Below are 17,368 nucleotides of genomic sequence, written 5' to 3' on the forward strand. Positions count from 1 at the left end.
TCAGTGCAAGTGCGGCCAGCCAAGCGGCCGCCGCGGAACCGGCTCTGCCGGGCCGCTGGGGGCGCCCCCCTGGGGGGGAGCGCCGCAGGCGCTTCGGGGGGGAGCTCATTTTTCCGGTAGCTGCGGTGCGGGCATGTCGCGGATCTTGACGGCCTGCTCATCAGCACCCGGCCGCAGCCAGCCGATGCCCTTCTTGCCGGCCTTGGGCTCGGCCGTGCCCATCTGGCTGATGCCCTGGCGGGCCTTCTTCATGCTCTCGTTGAGCAGGGCATGCAGGTCCTTGGTGTAGGCCAGCTTGTAGGCCCGCGGCTGGGCGATGGGCTTGCCCTTGTCGATGGCGTTGACCCAGATGTACAGCGCGCCGGCGGTCTTGCTGGTGGGCTCCTCGATCACCACCGCCAGCAGGGCAAAGCGTTCGGGCAGGGCATCGGGCGTGGGCCAGCCCGACAGGTTGTGCACCACGTCGTCGCCCCAGAAGTACAGCACGGTGACGCCGGCCACCAGCAGGGCCTTCATCCACGCCGGCCAGCGCGACCACAGCAGCGCCAGGGCGCACAGCAGCACCAGGGCGGAGAACGCAAGGATCAGGGCAAGGGACATGGCAGGGTCAGATCCGTTCCACGATGGTCTTCGGCAGCGTGTTGATGTTGGTGACGCCGCCATCGGGCAGCAACGTGAAGCGGGCGGCGGTGGCCTCGTCGCCCTTGCGGGCCACGGTGACCTGGCCGTAGTACACGATCTCGGCGCGCGGGTTCACCTTGACGATGCTCACCGTCACATCCACCGGCTTGCCGTCCTTGCTCTCGTAGTAATGGGCGTTGACGGTGTACTCGCCCGGGGCGATGCCGCGCAGCGTCACCACCTCCTGGTTCAGCGGGTTCACCACCTGCTTGCCGTTGACCACGATGCTGTCGTTGGCCAGGCCGCGGTCGTCGCGGTCCAGGTGCATCAGGCCAGCCTCGCGGGCGCGGAACCACACCAGGTTGCCGCCCGGGTCCTGCACCCAGGCATCGATGTCGTTGGGATTCAGGTCGGGCCAGCTCACCGTGATGATGTACTCGGCCTTGGCCGGGATGTCGCCGGCCTTCAGCGCCTTGGGGTTCATCGCCAGCAGCGCCACGATGAAGCAGAAGACGAACGCGATCAGCATGTTGAACAACATGTCATAGAACGGGTCGACCTCGGCTTCGCGGGTGCGGCGGCGGCTGCGCATGGCTCAGGGCTTGGGCGTGGCGCCGATGTGCAGGCCGGCGCGCTGGCAGTCGGCGACGAAGGCATCGGCATACCGGTCCAGCCGCGTCAGCTGCAGGCCCAGCAGGATGTTGCCCACCAGGCCGACCATGGTTGTCAGCAGCGCAATCCCCAGACCCTGCGTCAGGCTCTTCAGCAGGTCCTGGCTCTGGCTGGCGTCAAAGCTCTGGATGTTGCCGATCTGCAGCGCCAGCACCGAGAAACCGATCACCTTGCCCAGCAGCCCCAGCTTGAGCTGGATGCCGTTGACCCACCAGGCGGTGTGGTGCGGCGCCTGCGCCAGTTCCACCAGCAGGTCCAGCGGTGCGTTGTCGTCCACCGGCCGGGCGCGCAGGGCGGCCAGGTATTCGGCGGCCCAGCCCTCGCCACTGGTGGATGTGGCAACAGCGTGCAGCAGCCGGCGCTGGCGCTGCAGCTCGCGGCTGCGCGCGCCGCACCACAGCGTGCTGGCGAAGAACACCACGATGATCACCAGCGTGATGCCGGTGGGGTCGCTGCTCAGCAGCAGCGCCCACACGCCGCGCATGCCCAGCAGCCAGCTGCCGAACAGCAGCAGCCCGCCCAGGGCCAGCCATTCGAACCAGATCGGTTCGATCTGCAGGCCGTGCGGCCGGTCCGGCGTGCGCGCCGGCAGCGCGTTGGGGTGGGGGCGGTTGAAGAAGGCCATGGTGTGGAAACTCAGCCGCCGCGTTTGGTCAGCTGACCGAAGCCGCGCTGCGGGTCATAGCCCCAGGCCGCCAGGAAGAAGCACAGGGCCAGCGTTCCCAGCACGATGAACGGCGACATGCCGGGGTCCTTGTCGTACAGCGCAAAGCGCATCCACTCCACCGCGTGGGTGAACGGGTTGAAGCGGGCGATCTGGTAGACCCAGGCCGCGCCGGACTCTTCCAGCTTCCACAGCGGGTAGAGCGCGGTGGACATGAAGTACATCGGGAAGATCACGAAGTTCATCGTGCCGGCAAAGTTCTCCAGCTGCTTGATGTGCACGCTCAGCAGCAGGCCCAGCGCGCCCAGCATCAGCGCCGACGACACCGCGGCGGCCAGCACCATCGGCGTGTTGGGTCCGATCACCGGCAGCGTCGTGCCCAGTGCCCAGGCCACCAGCACGAAGGCGGCGGCCTGCGCCAGGCTCAGCACCGCGGTGGCGGTGAGCTTGGCGAACAGGATCCACCAGCGCGGCAGCGGCGCGGTCAGCAGCAGGCGCATCAGGCCCATCTCGCGGTCGTAGACCATGGCCAGGCTGCTCTGCATGCCGTTGAACAGTAGCACCATGCCCACCAGGCCGGGCGCGATGTAGACGTCGTACGGGATGTAGGTGTCGTAGGGCTCGTTGATGGCCACGCCGAACACGTTGCGGAAGCCCGCGGCAAACACCGCCAGCCACAGCAGCGGCCGCACCAGGGCCGACACCAGCCGGCCGTACTGCCGCGCGAACTTGAGAAGCTCGCGCAGCACGATGGCGCGCAGCGCCTGGAGTGCGTGGCTCATCGGGTTTTGCAGAGCTTCTCGGGTGCGTCGGCGCCGATGGCGTCGAGGTTGTTGGTCGGGTGCAGGATGCCCTCGGCCGGCGCGCTGGCGATGACGGCCTGGCCATCGCCCAGCAGCAGCGGCTGGCGCAGCTGGCCGTCCCAGGGGCGGAAGCTCATCGCCACGCCCTTGCTGCCGTCGAGCTCGGCCTTGGCCAGCGCGGTGGCGAAGGCGGCCGCGGGCCCGATCTTGGGGAGTTTGGGTGCCGCCACCGCAGCAGCGATCAGCGCCTTGCCGCCCAGCCAGGCTGACCAGGCATGCGCATCCATCGGTCGGCCTGCGGCGCGGGTGAGCCGGCGGGTGACCTGCGGTGCGCCGAAGCGCTCGTACTTGGCCGACCAGGCCATCGCCACCAGGCCGCCATCGCCCACCACCGGCCGGGGCAGGGCGGTGCGGTAGGGCAGGTTGACGGCGAACTCGCCGTCGGCGTCGACCACCCACACCACGTCGTAGGCCGCGCCGCCGCTGGCGGTGCCGGTCAGCAGCGCGGGGTTGGCCAGGTCGCGCTCGCGCGGGTCGGCCGACAGCTTGAAGGGCTTGCGGCCCACCAGCTTGAGCCCATAGCGCTGGATGGCCGCCGCCGCCACCGCGCCGCGTTCGGCATCGGCCGGGTCCTGGCTGACCAGCAGCAGCACGTGGCGCCAGTTGCGTGTCACCAGGGTCTGGGCGATGGCGTCGGCGCGCATGCGCTCGCTGGGGCCGATGTGCAACAGGTTCCTGCGGCAGTCGACGCCGCGCAGGCGGTCGGCAGCGGTGTAAAGGTTGAGCACCGGCAGCTTGCTGCCGTCGGCGGCGGCCAGCGTCCAGTCGGCCGGCAGGTCGGTCAGCAGCGCGGCGGCGCCGGCCTTCTCGGCCGCAGCGGCGGCGGCCCGGGCGGCGGCGGCATCGGCCACCGGCACAGTGTCCAGCGCCAGGCTGGCGCCAGCGGCGTCCAGTTCCAGCTTGCCTTCCTTCAGCGCCACGGCCACCGCATCGGCTGCCGGGCCCGACGGGTGGCCCGGCACGCCGCGCTCCAGCCGGCTGCGCGTGAGCCGCGGGTCGTCGGCCGGCACCAGCAGCACCGCCTTGAAGGCGGCGGCCTGGGTGGCGGTGGCTGCCAGGGTCAGCAGCGCGGCAGTGGTGATCCTGGCGAGCTTCATTCGACGATGACGACGCTGTGCGGCACGCGGCCCACCTTCACCGTCTTGGTGGCCTTGGCGCTGGCCACATCGACGATGCTCATGTCGTCCGACAGGCCGTTGACCACGTAGAGCGTCTTGCCGGCCTTGTCCAGCGCCACGCCCCAGGCGCGCTTGCCCACCAGCACCAGGTCGGTGGTCTTGCGGCTGGCCACGTCGACGAAGGCCACATGGTTGGCCTTGCCCAGGCTGACGAAGGCGCGCGTGCCGTCGCGCGCCATGGTGATGCCCACCGGCGTGATGTCGGCCGCGCGGGCGCCCTTCACGGTGAACTTGATGGTGTCCAGCACCGTCTGCGCCTTGGTGTCGATGACGGTGACGCTGGCGTCCAGCTCGTTGGTCACCCACAGCTGGGCGCCGTCGGGTGTCAGCGCAAAGCGGCGCGGGCGCTTGCCGGCGGGGATGTTCTTGGCCACCTTGCCGCTGGCCAGGTCGACCACATGCACCAGGCTGGCGACTTCCGACGTGACATAGGCCGTCTTGCCGTCGGGCGACAGCTTCACGCCTTCGGGCTCTTCGCCCACCTTGATGGCGCCGGTGCGCTTGCCGCTGGCCACGTCGACGATGCCCAGCTCGGCGTCTTCCTCGTTGGTGACGTACAGCGTCTTGCCGTCGGCGGTGACGTCGAAAATCTCCGGGTCGCTGCCCAGGGCCAGCAGGCGCACGCGCTTGCGTGTGGCCAGGTCGATCAGGTCGGCCTGGCCCGAATCACCGCAGGCCACCAGCAGGTGCTTGCCGTCGGGCGCGATCTGCATGTGGCGCGGCCGCTTGCAGGTGGCCACGGTGCCGGTGACGGTCTGGGTCTTCAGGTCGACCAGGGCCAGGGCGTTGTCCTTCTCGCTGGACACCCAGGCCGTGCCCTGGGCCTGGGCCAGGGTGGCGGTGAGCAGGGCAGCCGCCAGGGCAGCGCGGTGCAGGGGCAAGGGCAGGGCAAGGGGCATGGTGTCTCCGGACAGGTTCAGGCAGTGGCGCGGATGAAGGCTTCTTCGAGCGTGCCGCCGCCCAGCGCGGCGGCCACGGCGGCTGGCGTGCCATCGGCCAGCAGCCGGCCCCTGTGCAGCACCAGCACCCGGTCGGCGGCCTCGGCCTCTTCCACCAGGTGGGTGGCCCACAGCACGCTGCTGGCGCGGGCGCGCACATCGTCATGCAGGCGCTGGCGCAGGTCGCGCCGGCTCTTCGGGTCCAGGCCGACGGTGGGTTCGTCCATCAGCAGCAGACCGGGGCGGTGCAGCAGGGCACGCACCAGTTCCACCTTGCGGCGGTTGCCGCCCGACAGCTCGCGCACCGCGCGGTCCAGGTCGGTGGCCAGGCCGGCGGTGGTGCAGTCGTCGGTGATGCGCTGGGCGGCCAGCGCGCGCGGCAGGCCGTGCAGGTCGGCATGGAAGCGCAGGTTGCGCGCCACGCTCAGGTCCAGGTCCAGCGACATGGCCTGGAACACCACGCCGATGTGGCGCAGCGCCGCCACCGCCTGGTGGCGCAGGTCGTGGCCGTCCACCTGCACCTTGCCGCCGTCGGCGGCGAACAGGCCGGTCAGCACCTGGAACAGCGTGCTCTTGCCCGCGCCGTTGGGCCCCAGCAGCGCGGCAAAGCAGCCGGGCTGCAGCGTGAACGACAGGCCGTCCAGCGCGGCCCGGGCGCCGTAGCGCTTGGTCAGCTGGTCGATCTGCAGGCGCGGGCCGGCGGTGCTGGGCGTGGGATCGGTCATCGGGCTGCGGTTGTAGCCGCTGCGCCGCCGCCTGCCCATCTGCGGAATGCCCTTGCTTGCTCCAGGCCCGCACACCCGATCACAGCTCGATCTCCATGCCGTCGTAGGCCAGGGCGATGCCGTCTTCGGCCCAGGTGGTGCCGCCGTCGGGGTCGGGCGTGTCGGCAAACAGCACCTTGTGGCGGGCCGGCATGTCGCGCAGCAGCGCCAGCCACGGCGGCGTGCCGACCGCGGCGCCGTCCCCGGGCAGCAGGTTGTCCAGCAGCAGGCAGTCGGCCTCGCGCATCCATTCGAACTCGGTGCTGCCGATCTGCGACAGGCCCGGCGCGCAGAACACCCGCTGGCCGGTGGCCAGGTCCTGCACCGCCAGCGCGATGCTGTCGCCCACCTGCGGTGACTCGCCGCGCGCCGTGGATGCCAGGTGCGGCGGCAGCGGGCTCTGCGTGGCCACCGCGGTGAACTGCAGGCTGGGCATGCCTTCCACCCGGAAGGCCGCCACCCGCCGGTCGCCGGCCACCGGCACCACCCGCCAGTGCACGCTGCAATAGTGCTGCAGCACCGGCAGCACCGGGAGCGCCGTGGTCAGCTGCTCGAAGACGGCTGGCGTGGCGTACAGGTCGATCGGCGCGCCGTCGCGCAGGCTCAGCAGGCCGCCGACATGGTCGACCTGGGCATCGGTCAGCACCACGGCGCGCACCTCGGGCTCGGGCAGGCCGAGGTGGCTGTCCAGCCGCAGGTCGCTGTCGAGCTGGTGGGCCACGCCGGGCGACATGTTGACCAGCACCCAGCGGCCGCTGCCGTTGCCGATGGCCATCACGCCGCGCTCGCGGGTGGAGCCGGCAGGGCTGCCCGGTGCCCGGCGCCGGCGCAGGCTGCTGCCGCCCCGCAGGATCACGATCTTCATGACCGCTGCGTCGGTTGTGCCCGCACCCGCGGTGCGCCGCCCCGTGGCGGGATTGCGGCAAGATGGCTCATGGTTGCACGCCCCTCGGTGTTGTTGTGTTCCGCCGGCTGGCCCGCCGGCGGCGCTTTGGCCGCAGCGCTGCAAGACACATGCCGCCACCGCCGCAGTCCCTGCAGCCCGCGCCTGGGCGACCGGCCGCCGGCCTGCGCCAGGGGGTGTGTGACAGCCTGCCTCCGGAGTGTTCCGTGCTGACACAGGGGCAACCCTTGGTTGGCGGGATTGCGGCGTACCGCCCCATGGCGCAGCGGCTGGCACGGTGGCTGGCCGCCGGCCTGGGCCTGCTGTTGGCCGGGCTGGCCGCTGCGGCCGGTTGCCCTGGCCCAGCGCTGCGCCTGCAGCCGCTGGCGCCCGGCGTGTGGTGGCTGCCCGCAGCCACCGGCGACAGCACGCCGGCCAACCGCGGCCAGGTGTCGAACATCGTGCTGGTGCGCGATGGCCATGGCGCTGCGGCCCGGCTGTGGGCCCTGGGCAGCGGGCCCAGCCCGGCCTTCGGGCGGGCGCTGGCCTGCCAGGTGCGCCGGCAGCTGGGTGCATCGGTCACCGATGTGGTCAGCCCCTGGGCCCATCCCGAACTCGTGCTGGGCGTTGCCGGCCTGCCCGGGCCGTTGCGCCACTGGGCCCACGATGCGGTGGCCCAGGCCATGGCTGCCCAGTGCCCGCACTGCGTGGAGCGGCTGCGCCAGCGCCTGGGCCCGGCCGCTGCCGACCTGGGTCGCGACCCGATCCGCCTGCCGGACCACCGCCTGCAGGGCGAACAGGGCCGGCTGGGCCCGCTGCACTGGTGGCGCCTGCCGCGCAGCGATGGCCGCTGGGTGACGGTGTGGCGCACCGCACCGGCCGGCGCCGCGCCGATCTGGCTGGCCCATGGCCTGCTGCAGGGCAATGGCCCGCCCGATGGCCGCGATGCCGACCTGGCACTGCTGCAGCAGTCGGCCAGGCACCTGGCCGGTTTGGCTGCGGACGACGGGCCGGGCGTGCGTTTCGTGCCCGAGCAGGGCCCGCTGCTGCCGGCCGAGGCGCCGGTGTTGCATGCCGCCTACTGGGCCGGCCTGTTGGACACCGCCCGCGCGGCGGTGGAGCGTGGCGACGACGAGACCGCCCCGCCACCCGGCTGGCCCGGTCTGCAGCGCGGCTGGCAGGCCGCGCCCTGGCATGCCGTCAACTGGCAGCGTGCCTGGCGGCAGGTGGAGCCGGCGGTGCTGGCGGCGCCACCGGCTGCGCCGGCCAGCCGGCCCTGAGCAACGGCTACCTGGGCAGGTTCCAGCGCAGCTTGCGGTAGATGGTGTTGCGGCTGATGCCCAGCCGTTTCGACGCCACCGAGATGTTGCCGCCGGCCTCGTCGACGGCGCGGCGGATGGCGTCGATCTCCATCTCCTCCAGTGACTTCGGCGCGCTGGCCGTCTCGCCGGACCAGCGCGGCGCGGTCGGCTCGGCCGGCGCCACTGGCGCCAGGTCGGCCGGCGGCATGGCGGCCACGGCAGCAGCCTGTGGCGGCAGCACCACCGGCGCGGCGGCAGCGGCCGCCACGCCGGGCGCAGCCTGGGCCGCCAGCGCTTCGTCGAGGAAGTCGTCCGAGAGGTGCTCGCGGGTGATCACCGGCTCGCTGGCGGCCATCACCGCCGCAGTGCGCAGCACGTTGAACAGCTGGCGCACATTGCCCGGCCAGTGGTAGTGCTGGAACAGCTGCAGCACCTCGGCATTGGGTTGCAGGTGGCGGCCGCGGCCGGCCGGCTCGGCCAGCTGGTCGAGGATGCGGCGCACCAGGGCCAGCAGGTCGCTGCGCTCGCGCAGCGGCGGCAGGCGCACGGCCAGGCCGTTGAGGCGGTAGAACAGGTCCTCGCGGAACAGCTTCTGGTCGATCATCTCGCGCAGGTTGCGGTGGGTGGCGCAGATGATGGACACATCCACCGCCACGCTCTTGCTGCTGCCCAGCGGCGTGACCTGCCGCTCCTGCAGCACCCGCAGCAGGTGGGCCTGCAGGGCCACCGGCATGTCGCCGATCTCGTCGAGGAACAGCGTGCCACCGTTGGCCTGCACGATCTTGCCCACCGCGCCCTTGCGGCGCGCACCGGTGAAGGCGCCGTCTTCATAGCCGAACAGCTCGGCCTCGATCAGGGTCTCGGGGATGGAGGCGCAGTTCACCGCCACGAAGGGCTGCTTGGCGCGGGCCGAATCGACGTGGATGGCGCGGGCCAGCAGTTCCTTGCCGGTGCCGGTCTCGCCGAGGATCAGCATCGGGATGTCGCGGTCGAGCACGCGGCGGATCTTGTCGATCACGCTGGCCACCTGGGCGTCGCCGGTGCGCAGCTGGGCCAGGCCGCCGGCCGGTGCCGCGCCGCCGCGGGCAGGGGCCTCGGGCCGCGAGGTGGCTTCGGCCGCCGGGCTGTGCACCGTGCCGACCGAGGGCTCCTGCGCCGTGCTGCCCGACACCGCCTCCGACAGGCTGGCCCACACCGGCCAGTTGAAGCGGGCATGGATGTGGAACTGCCGGCCACCGTTGAGCTGCACCGGCATCGGCGTGGCCAGCGGGCTGCGGAAGCGGTCGACCAGCGCGCCCACCGTGGTGCCGAACAGCGTGGTCAGGCTGTGCATGCGCAGCGCCGCGCCACTCAGGCCCAGCTGCTCCAGCGCACCGCGGTTGGCGCCCACCAGCTTGCCGTCGGCGGCCACCGCCAGGATGCCCTCCATCAGCGTGCCGATGAACTCGACCCGGCTGTGGAAGTGCAGCCGCATCACGTTGCGGTAGTCGTCGGTCAGCCAGTGGTTCTCGATCATGCGCGCCGACATCTTCACCAGCGCCATGGTGTGCTGGTGGAAGCTGCGGTGGTCGCCGGTCACGTCCAGCACGCCCAGGATGTTGCCGCGCGGGTCGAGGATGGGCGCGGCCGAGCAGGTGAGGAAGTGGTTGGCGTGCATGTAGTGCTCGTCGGCATGCACGAGCGTGGGCACCTCCTCGATCAGCGCGGTGCCGATGGCGTTGGTGCCCTTGGTGCTCTCGCTCCAGTTCACGCCCGGCTGCAGCGCCACCTTGCTGGCGCGGGCCAGGAAGTCGTCGTCGCCGATGCTGTGGATGATGGTGCCGGTGGCATCGCACAGCACCACCATGCTCTCGGTGTTGACGATCTGCTCGTAGAGCATCTCCATCACCGGCGCGGCATGGTCGTGCAGGCGCAGGTTGCGATCGCGCACCACCGCCAGGTCGCTGCGGCCCAGCGGGTTGTGGTCGGGGCGTTCGATGCGCGACACGCCCAGGGCGGCGCAGCGCTCGTGGCTCTGGTCGATGGTGTCGACATGGTCGGGGCCGAGCTTCAGGCCGGAGGCGATCGGCCGCACCGGCTCGTCGCCACCGCGGCGCACACCCACGCCACCCACAAATGCCGAATGGAACGGCCCTCGCATGCTGTCACCTCCTGGGCCGTCCGTGGACGGCTTGTCTCCATGGGCCGGCGCTGCTGGCGCCTTGGCTGCCCGTTTGTGTTGGCGCCCGCCGGCCTGTGCTGGCGGTGCGCCACTGTCGCGATCGCAAGAGCCGGGCCGCGGCCGAGTGCTTCAAGTTCGCACACTGCCCGCGTCTGGCGGCGCCGATGGTACGTCCGGCAGGCCGGATCGTTCGAAAACTCAGCAACCCGGTCGGGCATCGCCCGCATCGGCGGGCGTGTCGCTGACCGGACATTCCGTGGCACGCCGATTGCAGTCAATGCCGCCAAAGCTGTTTCAACCCTGGACGGAGACAACCCCATGACCCACCGCTGTACCCTGTTGCCGCGCCGCCTGGCGCACACGGCCGTGCTGGCCGCGCTGACCCTGGCCGCCGGCCTGGCCGCTGCCCACGGCGATGTCACGCCGCAGGCGGTGGACACCAAGGACCTGCCGCCGCTGGGCGAGCAGTGGCGTGCGGAGAACCCGTACCGGCAGAACGACAAGGCGATCAAGGTGGGCACCTCGGCCTACAACCAGAACTGCGCCCGCTGCCACGGGCTGGAGGCCATCTCCGGCGGCATCGCGCCCGATCTGCGCAAGCTGGACAACGACTGCGCCAGCCTGAAGGACGCCAAGAAGAAGGACGCCTGCATCAAGGAGATCGACGACTACTACGTGGCCAGCGTGCGCCGCGGCAAGGTGCGCAACGGCGCGGTCTACATGCCGCCGTTCGAAGGCATCCTGAACCAGGAAGCCACCTGGGCGATCAAGGCGTACCTGGAAACCCGCCGCGAGAAGCCGCTGTGACCCGCCGCCGCGTGCTGCTGGCCGGCGCTGCGGCGCTGGCCACCTCGGCCCTGCCGGCGCTGGCCCAGGACAAGCCCGCGCTGCAGCGCATCCGCGAGCGGGGCAGCCTGGTCGTCGGCGTCTACAACGAGATGCCGCCCTTCCATGCCGGCGGGCAGGGCATCGACGTGGCCCTGGCCGGCGCGCTGGCCCAGGCGCTGGACGTCAAGCTGTCGCTGCTGCCGTTCAATGCCGGCGAGGACATGAACGACGACCTGCGCAACATGGTGTGGCGCGGCCACTACCTGGGCTTCGGCCCGGCCGATGTGCTGCTGCACGTGCCGGTGGACCGGCCGCTGATGGCGGCCAACCCGCGTGTCAGCATCTTCGCGCCCTACTACCGCGAGCGGGTGATGATCGCCCGCGACCTGGCCAAGGTGCCCAGGCTGGAGAGCCTGGCCGACCTGGGCAGCCAGAAGATCGCCGTGCCCGGCCAGAGCCTGGCCGGCTGGCTGCTGATCGGCGCCGACGGCGGCAAGTACCGCGACCAGCTCAACACCCGGCTGAAGGACGGCACCGAGGCCGCGGCCCTGCTGCAGCGCGGCGAGGTGGCGGCCGCCGCCGGCCATGCGTCGGAGCTGGAATCGGTGCTGGCGGGCGATGCCCGCTATGCCATCGAGCCGCTGCCGTCGCCGCGCATGAAGGACGGCTGGGTGATCGGCCTGGCGGTCAAGAAGGAGAGCGACGACCTGGCGCGGGCGCTGCAGGCCGCCGTCAACACGCTGGTCGACAACGGCGAGATGGGCCGCTTCTTCGCGGCCGGCAAGGTGTCCTGGCGCAAGCCTTGAACTGGCCCCCCCCGAAGCGCCTGCGGCGCTCCCCCCAGGGGGCGCCCCCGGCGGCCCGGCAGAGCCGGTTCCGCGGCGGCTGCTTGGTCACCCCGGCGCCGTGGATCGAGCCAATCGGTCAACTCAATTGTTGCTGATCGCGCGCACTTCCTCGATCGAGGTCAGGCCGGCCAGCACCTTCAGGATGCCGTCCTGGCGCAGGGTGCGCATGCCTTCCATCATCGCGGCCTGCTGCAGCTGCTCGGCCCGGGCGCTGGTCTGGATCAGGTGGCGCAGCTCGCGGCTGACCACCAGCAGCTCGTGCAGGCCCACGCGGCCGGCGTAGCCGCTGTTGTCGCAGTGGCTGCAGCCGGGCGCGTGGTGGTGCATCAGCTGGCCGTCCACGCCGAAGCGCTGGGTCCAGTCGGCCAGCAGCGCATCGCCGTCGGGGCGCTGGTTGGCATCGGGGTAGCTGAACAGGTAGCCGTCCACCAGGCCCTGCAGGTCCTCGGGCGTGGCCGGGCGGTGGGTCACGCAGTGCTTGCACAGCCGTCGCACCAGCCGCTGGGCCAGCACCGCCAGCAGACTGTCGGCAAAGCTGAACGGGTCCATGCCCATGTCCAGCAGGCGGGTCACCGTCTCGGGCGCGCTGTTGGTGTGCAGCGTGCTCATCACCAGGTGGCCGGTCAGGCTGGCCTCCACCGCCATGCCGGCGGTCTCGGCATCGCGGATCTCGCCGACCATCACCACGTCGGGGTCGGCACGCAGGAAGGCGCGCAGCGCCTTGGCGAAGGTCCAGTCGATCTTCGGGTTCACCTGCACCTGGCGCAGGCCGGGCTGGGTGATTTCCACCGGGTCCTCGGCCGTCCAGATCTTGCGCTCGGGGGTGTTGATGTGGCCCAGCGCGGCATGCAGGGTGGTCGTCTTGCCGCTGCCGGTGGGCCCCACGCACAGCACCATGCCGTAGGGCCGCTCGATGGCGGTGCGCAGCTTCTCCAGCGTGTCGGGCTGCATGCCCATGCCTTCCAGCGGCAGCGTCTTGGCGCTGGCCAGCAGGCGCATCACCACGTCTTCCAGGCCGTTGGCCGTGGGGATGGTGGCCACCCGCAGTTCCAGCTTCTGGCCCTGCATCCAGCGGCCGAAGTTGATCTTGCCGTCCTGCGGTTTGCGGCGCTCGCTGATGTCGAGGTCGCACATGATCTTGATGCGGGCCACCAGCGCGCTGCGGTAGGTGTGCGGCAGCTCGATGTAGGGCTTGAGCACGCCGTCGCGGCGGAAGCGCACCTGCACCTTCTGCGTGCCGGGCTGGCATTCGATGTGGATGTCGGAGACGCCGCCCTGCTTGGCCTCCATGATCATGGTGTTGATCAGCCGCACCAGCGAGTTGTCGCTCTGCTCGATGGGCGTCTCGTCCTCGCGCGTGCCCGGTGACTGCTCCTGCTCCAGGTTGGCCAGCAGCTTGTTGGCGTTGTCGCCGCCGTCCAGGTCCAGCGTGAAGGCGGCGGCCAGATCGGCCGACGGCTCGATCGCATCCTTGCCCAGGCGCAGGTAGACGCGGTCGATGGCCATGGCCAGCGTGCCGGCCCGCGCCAGCACCGGCAGCACCTTGCACTGGGCGCTGAACTCGATCTCGTCGATGGCCATGCGGGCCGACGGGTCCTCCAGCGCCACCACCAGGCGGCCGGCGCGCATCATCAGCGGCAGGGCGGTCAGCCGCCGGGCGGCAGCCAGCGGCAGCCGCAGCGCGGCCTCGTTCTCCACCGGGAAGGCCGCCACGTCGACGATGGGGTAGCCCATCTTGCGCGACAGCGCAGTCTGCAGGTCGGCACGGGTCACGATGCCGCGGCTGACCAGCAGTTCGCCCAGCGGCAGGCGGCGGTCGGCCGACTGCAGCTTCAGCGCCTCGCCCAACTGGGCCTCGGTGATGAAGCCCAGGCCCACCAGCGCCTCGCCGATGCGCACCATCGGCATCTTGGCCTGCTGGTCGATGGCCTTGGCCAGGTGCTCGGCTGTGGTGATCTGGGCGGCCGTCAGCATGTCGCCCAGCGATGGCGGGCGCGCCACCCGGGCGCTGGGAAGCTCGTCCAGCGCCATCGGCGCGGTGTCCGGTTCGTCGCTGGCGGGTCGCGCGCCGCCAGCCGGTGCCACGTCCACCGCCACCAGCATCGGCCGCGGATACAGGCTGCGCAGCAGGCGGCCGCTGGCGTCGATGGGGCTGAAGGTGAACAGGCCCAGCGGCTTGTCGATCAGGCCGACGCTGGACAGCGTGGTCTCGGTGCCGTCCTTGAAGCGCAGGCGGTAGGGCTGCAGCAGGTTCTGCGGCAGCAGCGGGGTGGTGTCGTCCAGCCGGGCGCCGTCGGCCATCGGCAGCGGCTCCAGCGGGCGCAGCAGGCTCAGCCGGCGGAACTGGGTGAAGCGCAGCGTCAGCGGGTTGCGCCCGGGCGGGATCAGGATCTGCACCTGGCCGGCGTCGGGATCGAAGGCGACCAGGCGGCCGGTGTTGACCTTGCCGTTGGGGCCTTCCAGCTCGCAGGGCTCATGCTCGCCGGTGGCCGGGGGCGCGGCGTAGCCGACGCTCGGCGGGGCCGGCCAGGGCAGGCTGGCGATGGCCGCCCGCAGCGGCCCCGGGGCGATGGGTGGTGGCGGCTCGGCACCGAGCGGCACCAGCGTCAGCGGCGGCAGGGATAGGTCGGACATGGCGGGTTCCTGGCACAGACAGCTGCCCCACGCCACCGGGGCCGCGGCGGCATGTCAGCCGTTCCATGCTAGGTGCCGGTGCCTGCGGCCATCGCCTGAACAGGCGGGCCGCAGCCGGTCAGTTCGCCGTCACGTGCATGCCGTCACATCCGCGCCGGCAGCGCGGTGACGATGCCGGGGAACAGCCAGATCAGCGTCACCGCCAGCACCATCAGGAAGAAGAAGGGCAGTGTCACCTTGGCCAGCCAGCTGATCTCGCGCCCGGTCATGCCCTGCAGCACGAACAGGTTGAAGCCCACCGGCGGCGTGATCTGCGCCATCTCGACCACCAGCACGATGAAGATGCCGAACCAGATCAGGTCGATGCCGGCCTTCTGCACCGTGGGCAGGATCACGCCCATGGTCAGTACCACCATGCTGATGCCGTCGAGGAAGCAGCCCAGCACGATGTAGAACACCATCAGCACCGCCAGCAGGGCCACCGCCGAGAGGTTGAGGCTGCCGATCCACTCGGCCAGGTGGCGCGGCAGGCCGATGTAGCCCATGGCCAGCGTCAGGAAGCTGGCGCCGGCCAGGATCAGCGCGATCATGCAGTACAGCCGGGTGCCGCCCATCAGCGAGTCCCGGAAGGTAGCCCAGCTCAGCGAGCCCTGCAGCGCCGACAGCACCAGCGCGCCCAGCACGCCCACGCCCGCGGCCTCGGTGGCGGTGGCCACGCCGGTGTAGATGCTGCCCAGCACCGCGGCGATCAGCAGCACCACCGGGATCAGGTGGCGGCTCTCGTGCAGCTTCTGCGCCAGGGTCATCGGCGCGTCGGCCGGCGGCACCTTGGCCGGGTTCAGCAGCGCCCACACGCCCAGGTAGCCGGAGAACAGCCCGGCCAGCAGCAGCCCCGGCAGCACGCCGGCCATGAACAGCTTGGCGATCGACACATCGGCCGACACGCCGTAGACGATCATGATGATCGACGGCGGGATCAGCAGGCCCAGCGTGCCGGCGCCGGCCAGCGAGCCGATGGCGATGCTGTCGGGGTAGCCGCGGCGCTGCAGCTCGGGCAGCGTCATCTTGCCGATGGTGGCGCAGGTGGCCGCGCTGCTGCCCGAGACGGCGGCGAAGATGGTGCAGCCGATCACGTTGGTGTGCAGCAGCCGGCCGGGCAGGGCCTGCACCCAGGGCGACAGGCCGCGGAACATGTCGCTGGACAGCCGGGTGCGGAACAGGATCTCGCCCATCCAGATGAACAGCGGCAGCGCGGTCAGCGTCCAGCTGCTGCTCGATCCCCAGATGGTGACGGCCATGGCATCGCCGGCCGGGCGGCTGCTAAACAGCTGCATGCCGATCCAGGCCACGCCCGACAGCGTGAGGCCGATCCACACGCCGCTGGCCAGGATGGCGAACAGCGCGCCCACCAGCAGCACGGTGATGGCGATGTCATTCATTGCGCAGCGGCTCCGCAGAGGCCGGCTGGCTGCGCTGGCCGCGCCATTCCAGCACCAGTTCATCGAGCAGGGCCACCGTCAGCACCAGGGTGCCGGCGGCCATGCCCAGCTGCGGCAGCCACAGCGGCGTGGCGTCGTTGCCGGTGGAGATGTCGTTGAAGGCACGGCTCTGCCAGACCAGCCGCGCGCTGTAGAAGGCCAGCAGCCCGGCCAGGCCGCTGGCAGCGGCCAGGGCCCACAGCTCCAGCGCCCGCCGGGTGGTGCCCTGCAGGGCGCTGAGCAGCAGCGTGACGCGGATGTGCTCGCCCCGCTTGAGGGTGTGGGCCAGCGCCAGGAAGCCGGCACCGGCCATCAGGTAGCCGGCATAGGCATCGGTGCCGGGCAGGTGGAAGCCCAGCGAGCGGCCAGCGATGCCCAGCATCACCATCGCCAGCAGGGCCACCATGCACAGCGCGGCGAGGGCCGCGGCGCCGTCGTACAGCAGGTTCAGCGCGCGCCGCATGCCGGCACAGTCACTTCATGAAGGCGTCGACCAGCGACTTGCCCTCGGGGCCGGCCTTGTCCAGCCATTCCTTCAGCATCGTCTCGCCGACCTTCTTCATGTCGGCCTTGAGCTGCGGCGTGGGCGGCACGATGGCCATGCCGTTCTTCTTCAGCAGGTCCAGGTACTCGGTGTTCTTGGCCTTGCTGGTGGCCCAGCCGCGGGTCTCGGCATCGGCGCCGGCCTTCATCACCGCGGCCTTGGTGGGTGCGTCCAGCGCGTCGAAGGCGGCCTTGTTGACCAGCACCGCGTTCTTCGGCAGCCAGGCCTGGGTGTCCATGTAGAACTTCAGGTGCTCGTAGGTCTTGGTGTCGTAGCCGGTGGCACCGCTGGACATGTAGCTCTCGACCACGCCGGTGGCCATGGCCTGGCTCAGCTCGGCCTGCTGGATGGTGACCGGCTGGGCGCCCACCAGCTCGGCGATGCGGCCGGTGCTGGGGCTGTAGGCGCGCCACTTCACGCCCTTGAGGTCGGCCGCGCTGCTGATCGTCTTCTTCGCGAAGATACCCTGCGGCGGCCACGGCACCGAATACAGCAGCAGCATGCCCTGCTCGGCCAGCTTCTTCTCGAGCAGCGGCTTCTGCACCTTGTAGAGCTTGGCGGCCTCGTCGTAGCTGTCGGCCAGGAAGGGCAGGCCGTCGGCGGCGTAGACCGGCCACTCATTGCTGAAGTTGGCCAGCAGGATCTCGCCCATCTGCGCCTGGCCGCCCTGCACCGCGCGCTTGATCTCGGGCGCCTTGAACAGCGAGGCGCCGGCATGCACGGTGATCTTCAGCTTGCCGGCGGTGGCCTTGTCCACGTCGGTGGCGAACTGCGCCAGGTTCTCGGTGTGGAAGTTGCTGGCCGGATAGGCCGACGGCAGATCCCATTTCACCTGGGCCTGGGCGGTGCCGGCCAGCAGGCTGCCGAAGCAGGCCAGGGCCAGGAGATGGCGGCGGAGGGGGCGGCAGACGGACATCGGGCGAACTCCTGTGGTGGATGTGCGGTGGGGCCAGAGCATATCGGCATCCACAGGTGCACGAGCCGTGCCAGC

At 71.1% G+C, this 17,368-nt stretch carries 16 protein-coding genes; 3 read left to right on the forward strand and 13 right to left on the reverse strand.

Features of this window, described 5'->3' with window-relative positions; translation table 11 throughout:
• Window positions 1–105: 105 nt before the first annotated feature.
• The 8 genes from FFT10_RS11455 to FFT10_RS27785 form a co-directional block, all read right to left on the reverse strand.
• The gene (locus FFT10_RS11455) at window positions 106–600 is read right to left on the reverse strand and encodes a hypothetical protein (RefSeq protein ID WP_137732962.1); all 495 of its coding nucleotides are present in this window, start codon (window positions 598–600) and stop codon (window positions 106–108) included.
• Between the two features lie 7 nt (window positions 601–607).
• On the reverse strand, window positions 608–1,213 hold the full coding sequence (locus tag FFT10_RS11460; RefSeq protein WP_137732963.1) for a hypothetical protein: 606 nt from the start codon (window positions 1,211–1,213) through the stop codon (window positions 608–610).
• A 3-nt stretch (window positions 1,214–1,216) separates the two neighbouring features.
• Entirely contained in the window at window positions 1,217–1,918 is a 702-nt protein-coding gene (locus tag FFT10_RS11465) for a hypothetical protein (protein WP_228027074.1), read from the reverse strand.
• An 11-nt stretch (window positions 1,919–1,929) separates the two neighbouring features.
• Entirely contained in the window at window positions 1,930–2,739 is an 810-nt protein-coding gene (pedC, locus tag FFT10_RS11470) for a lanthanide ABC transporter permease protein PedC (RefSeq protein WP_137732964.1), read from the reverse strand.
• Window positions 2,736–3,917, reverse strand: coding sequence for a type 1 periplasmic-binding domain-containing protein (locus tag FFT10_RS11475; protein WP_137732965.1), 1,182 nt, complete (start codon window positions 3,915–3,917; stop codon window positions 2,736–2,738). Before FFT10_RS11475 ends, pedC begins: the two co-directional genes overlap by 4 nt.
• Window positions 3,914–4,897 (reverse strand): PQQ-dependent catabolism-associated beta-propeller protein, encoded by a 984-nt coding sequence (locus FFT10_RS11480; protein ID WP_137732966.1) that lies wholly within the window; start codon window positions 4,895–4,897, stop codon window positions 3,914–3,916. The genes FFT10_RS11475 and FFT10_RS11480 overlap by 4 nt, the downstream gene beginning before the upstream one ends.
• A gap of 17 nt (window positions 4,898–4,914) precedes the next feature.
• Window positions 4,915–5,661: a lanthanide ABC transporter ATP-binding protein PedB/LutE gene (pedB, locus tag FFT10_RS11485; protein WP_137732967.1), complete on the reverse strand. Its 747-nt coding sequence runs from the start codon at window positions 5,659–5,661 to the stop codon at window positions 4,915–4,917.
• A gap of 79 nt (window positions 5,662–5,740) precedes the next feature.
• Window positions 5,741–6,565: an MBL fold metallo-hydrolase gene (locus tag FFT10_RS27785; protein WP_162520776.1), complete on the reverse strand. Its 825-nt coding sequence runs from the start codon at window positions 6,563–6,565 to the stop codon at window positions 5,741–5,743.
• Window positions 6,566–6,861: 296 nt separating this feature from the next.
• Between FFT10_RS27785 and FFT10_RS11495 the strand changes: the two genes are divergently transcribed.
• On the forward strand, window positions 6,862–7,863 hold the full coding sequence (locus tag FFT10_RS11495; RefSeq protein WP_162520777.1) for a hypothetical protein: 1,002 nt from the start codon (window positions 6,862–6,864) through the stop codon (window positions 7,861–7,863).
• Between the two features lie 7 nt (window positions 7,864–7,870).
• Here the strand turns inward: FFT10_RS11495 and FFT10_RS11500 are convergent, their stop codons facing one another.
• Entirely contained in the window at window positions 7,871–10,024 is a 2,154-nt protein-coding gene (locus FFT10_RS11500; protein ID WP_137732970.1) for a sigma-54-dependent Fis family transcriptional regulator, read from the reverse strand.
• Between the two features lie 339 nt (window positions 10,025–10,363).
• Between FFT10_RS11500 and pedF the strand changes: the two genes are divergently transcribed.
• Both pedF and FFT10_RS11510 read left to right on the forward strand, forming a co-directional pair.
• Window positions 10,364–10,852, forward strand: a complete 489-nt coding sequence (pedF, locus tag FFT10_RS11505) for a cytochrome c-550 PedF (protein WP_137732971.1) — start codon at window positions 10,364–10,366, stop codon at window positions 10,850–10,852.
• Window positions 10,849–11,679, forward strand: coding sequence for a substrate-binding periplasmic protein (locus FFT10_RS11510; RefSeq protein ID WP_228027075.1), 831 nt, complete (start codon window positions 10,849–10,851; stop codon window positions 11,677–11,679). The genes pedF and FFT10_RS11510 overlap by 4 nt, the downstream gene beginning before the upstream one ends.
• A gap of 123 nt (window positions 11,680–11,802) precedes the next feature.
• Here the strand turns inward: FFT10_RS11510 and FFT10_RS11515 are convergent, their stop codons facing one another.
• The 4 genes from FFT10_RS11515 to FFT10_RS11530 form a co-directional block, all read right to left on the reverse strand.
• A complete protein-coding gene (locus FFT10_RS11515; protein WP_174246097.1) occupies window positions 11,803–14,355 on the reverse strand; it encodes a GspE/PulE family protein in 2,553 nt (850 codons plus the stop codon).
• A gap of 143 nt (window positions 14,356–14,498) precedes the next feature.
• Window positions 14,499–15,794, reverse strand: coding sequence for a TRAP transporter large permease (locus tag FFT10_RS11520; RefSeq protein WP_137732972.1), 1,296 nt, complete (start codon window positions 15,792–15,794; stop codon window positions 14,499–14,501).
• Window positions 15,787–16,296, reverse strand: coding sequence for a TRAP transporter small permease (locus FFT10_RS11525; protein WP_137732973.1), 510 nt, complete (start codon window positions 16,294–16,296; stop codon window positions 15,787–15,789). The genes FFT10_RS11520 and FFT10_RS11525 overlap by 8 nt, the downstream gene beginning before the upstream one ends.
• 10 nt (window positions 16,297–16,306) lie before the next feature.
• Window positions 16,307–17,293 carry a TRAP transporter substrate-binding protein gene (locus FFT10_RS11530; protein ID WP_137732974.1) on the reverse strand — a complete coding sequence of 329 codons (987 nt, stop codon included), beginning with the start codon at window positions 17,291–17,293 and terminating at the stop codon, window positions 16,307–16,309.
• Window positions 17,294–17,368 lie beyond the last annotated feature (75 nt).

The sequence above is a fragment of the Pseudaquabacterium pictum genome (genome assembly GCF_005403045.1).
In the GTDB taxonomy this organism is placed as follows: domain Bacteria; phylum Pseudomonadota; class Gammaproteobacteria; order Burkholderiales; family Burkholderiaceae_C; genus Pseudaquabacterium; species Pseudaquabacterium pictum.

Excerpts from the sequence above, each read along its gene's own strand:
- FFT10_RS11455 (WP_137732962.1), bottom strand. The coding sequence starts at position 600 with ATGTCCCTTGCCCTGATCCTTGCGTTCTCCGCCCTGGTGCTGCTGTGC.
- FFT10_RS11460 (WP_137732963.1), bottom strand. The coding sequence starts at position 1,213 with ATGCGCAGCCGCCGCCGCACCCGCGAAGCCGAGGTCGACCCGTTCTAT.
- FFT10_RS11465 (WP_228027074.1), bottom strand. The coding sequence starts at position 1,918 with ATGGCCTTCTTCAACCGCCCCCACCCCAACGCGCTGCCGGCGCGCACG.
- pedC (WP_137732964.1), bottom strand. The coding sequence starts at position 2,739 with ATGAGCCACGCACTCCAGGCGCTGCGCGCCATCGTGCTGCGCGAGCTT.
- FFT10_RS11475 (WP_137732965.1), bottom strand. The coding sequence starts at position 3,917 with ATGAAGCTCGCCAGGATCACCACTGCCGCGCTGCTGACCCTGGCAGCC.
- FFT10_RS11480 (WP_137732966.1), bottom strand. The coding sequence starts at position 4,897 with ATGCCCCTTGCCCTGCCCTTGCCCCTGCACCGCGCTGCCCTGGCGGCT.
- pedB (WP_137732967.1), bottom strand. The coding sequence starts at position 5,661 with ATGACCGATCCCACGCCCAGCACCGCCGGCCCGCGCCTGCAGATCGAC.
- FFT10_RS27785 (WP_162520776.1), bottom strand. The coding sequence starts at position 6,565 with ATGAAGATCGTGATCCTGCGGGGCGGCAGCAGCCTGCGCCGGCGCCGG.
- FFT10_RS11495 (WP_162520777.1), top strand. The coding sequence starts at position 6,862 with ATGGCGCAGCGGCTGGCACGGTGGCTGGCCGCCGGCCTGGGCCTGCTG.
- FFT10_RS11500 (WP_137732970.1), bottom strand. The coding sequence starts at position 10,024 with ATGCGAGGGCCGTTCCATTCGGCATTTGTGGGTGGCGTGGGTGTGCGC.
- pedF (WP_137732971.1), top strand. The coding sequence starts at position 10,364 with ATGACCCACCGCTGTACCCTGTTGCCGCGCCGCCTGGCGCACACGGCC.
- FFT10_RS11515 (WP_174246097.1), bottom strand. The coding sequence starts at position 14,355 with ATGTCCGACCTATCCCTGCCGCCGCTGACGCTGGTGCCGCTCGGTGCC.
- FFT10_RS11520 (WP_137732972.1), bottom strand. The coding sequence starts at position 15,794 with ATGAATGACATCGCCATCACCGTGCTGCTGGTGGGCGCGCTGTTCGCC.
- FFT10_RS11525 (WP_137732973.1), bottom strand. The coding sequence starts at position 16,296 with ATGCGGCGCGCGCTGAACCTGCTGTACGACGGCGCCGCGGCCCTCGCC.
- FFT10_RS11530 (WP_137732974.1), bottom strand. The coding sequence starts at position 17,293 with ATGTCCGTCTGCCGCCCCCTCCGCCGCCATCTCCTGGCCCTGGCCTGC.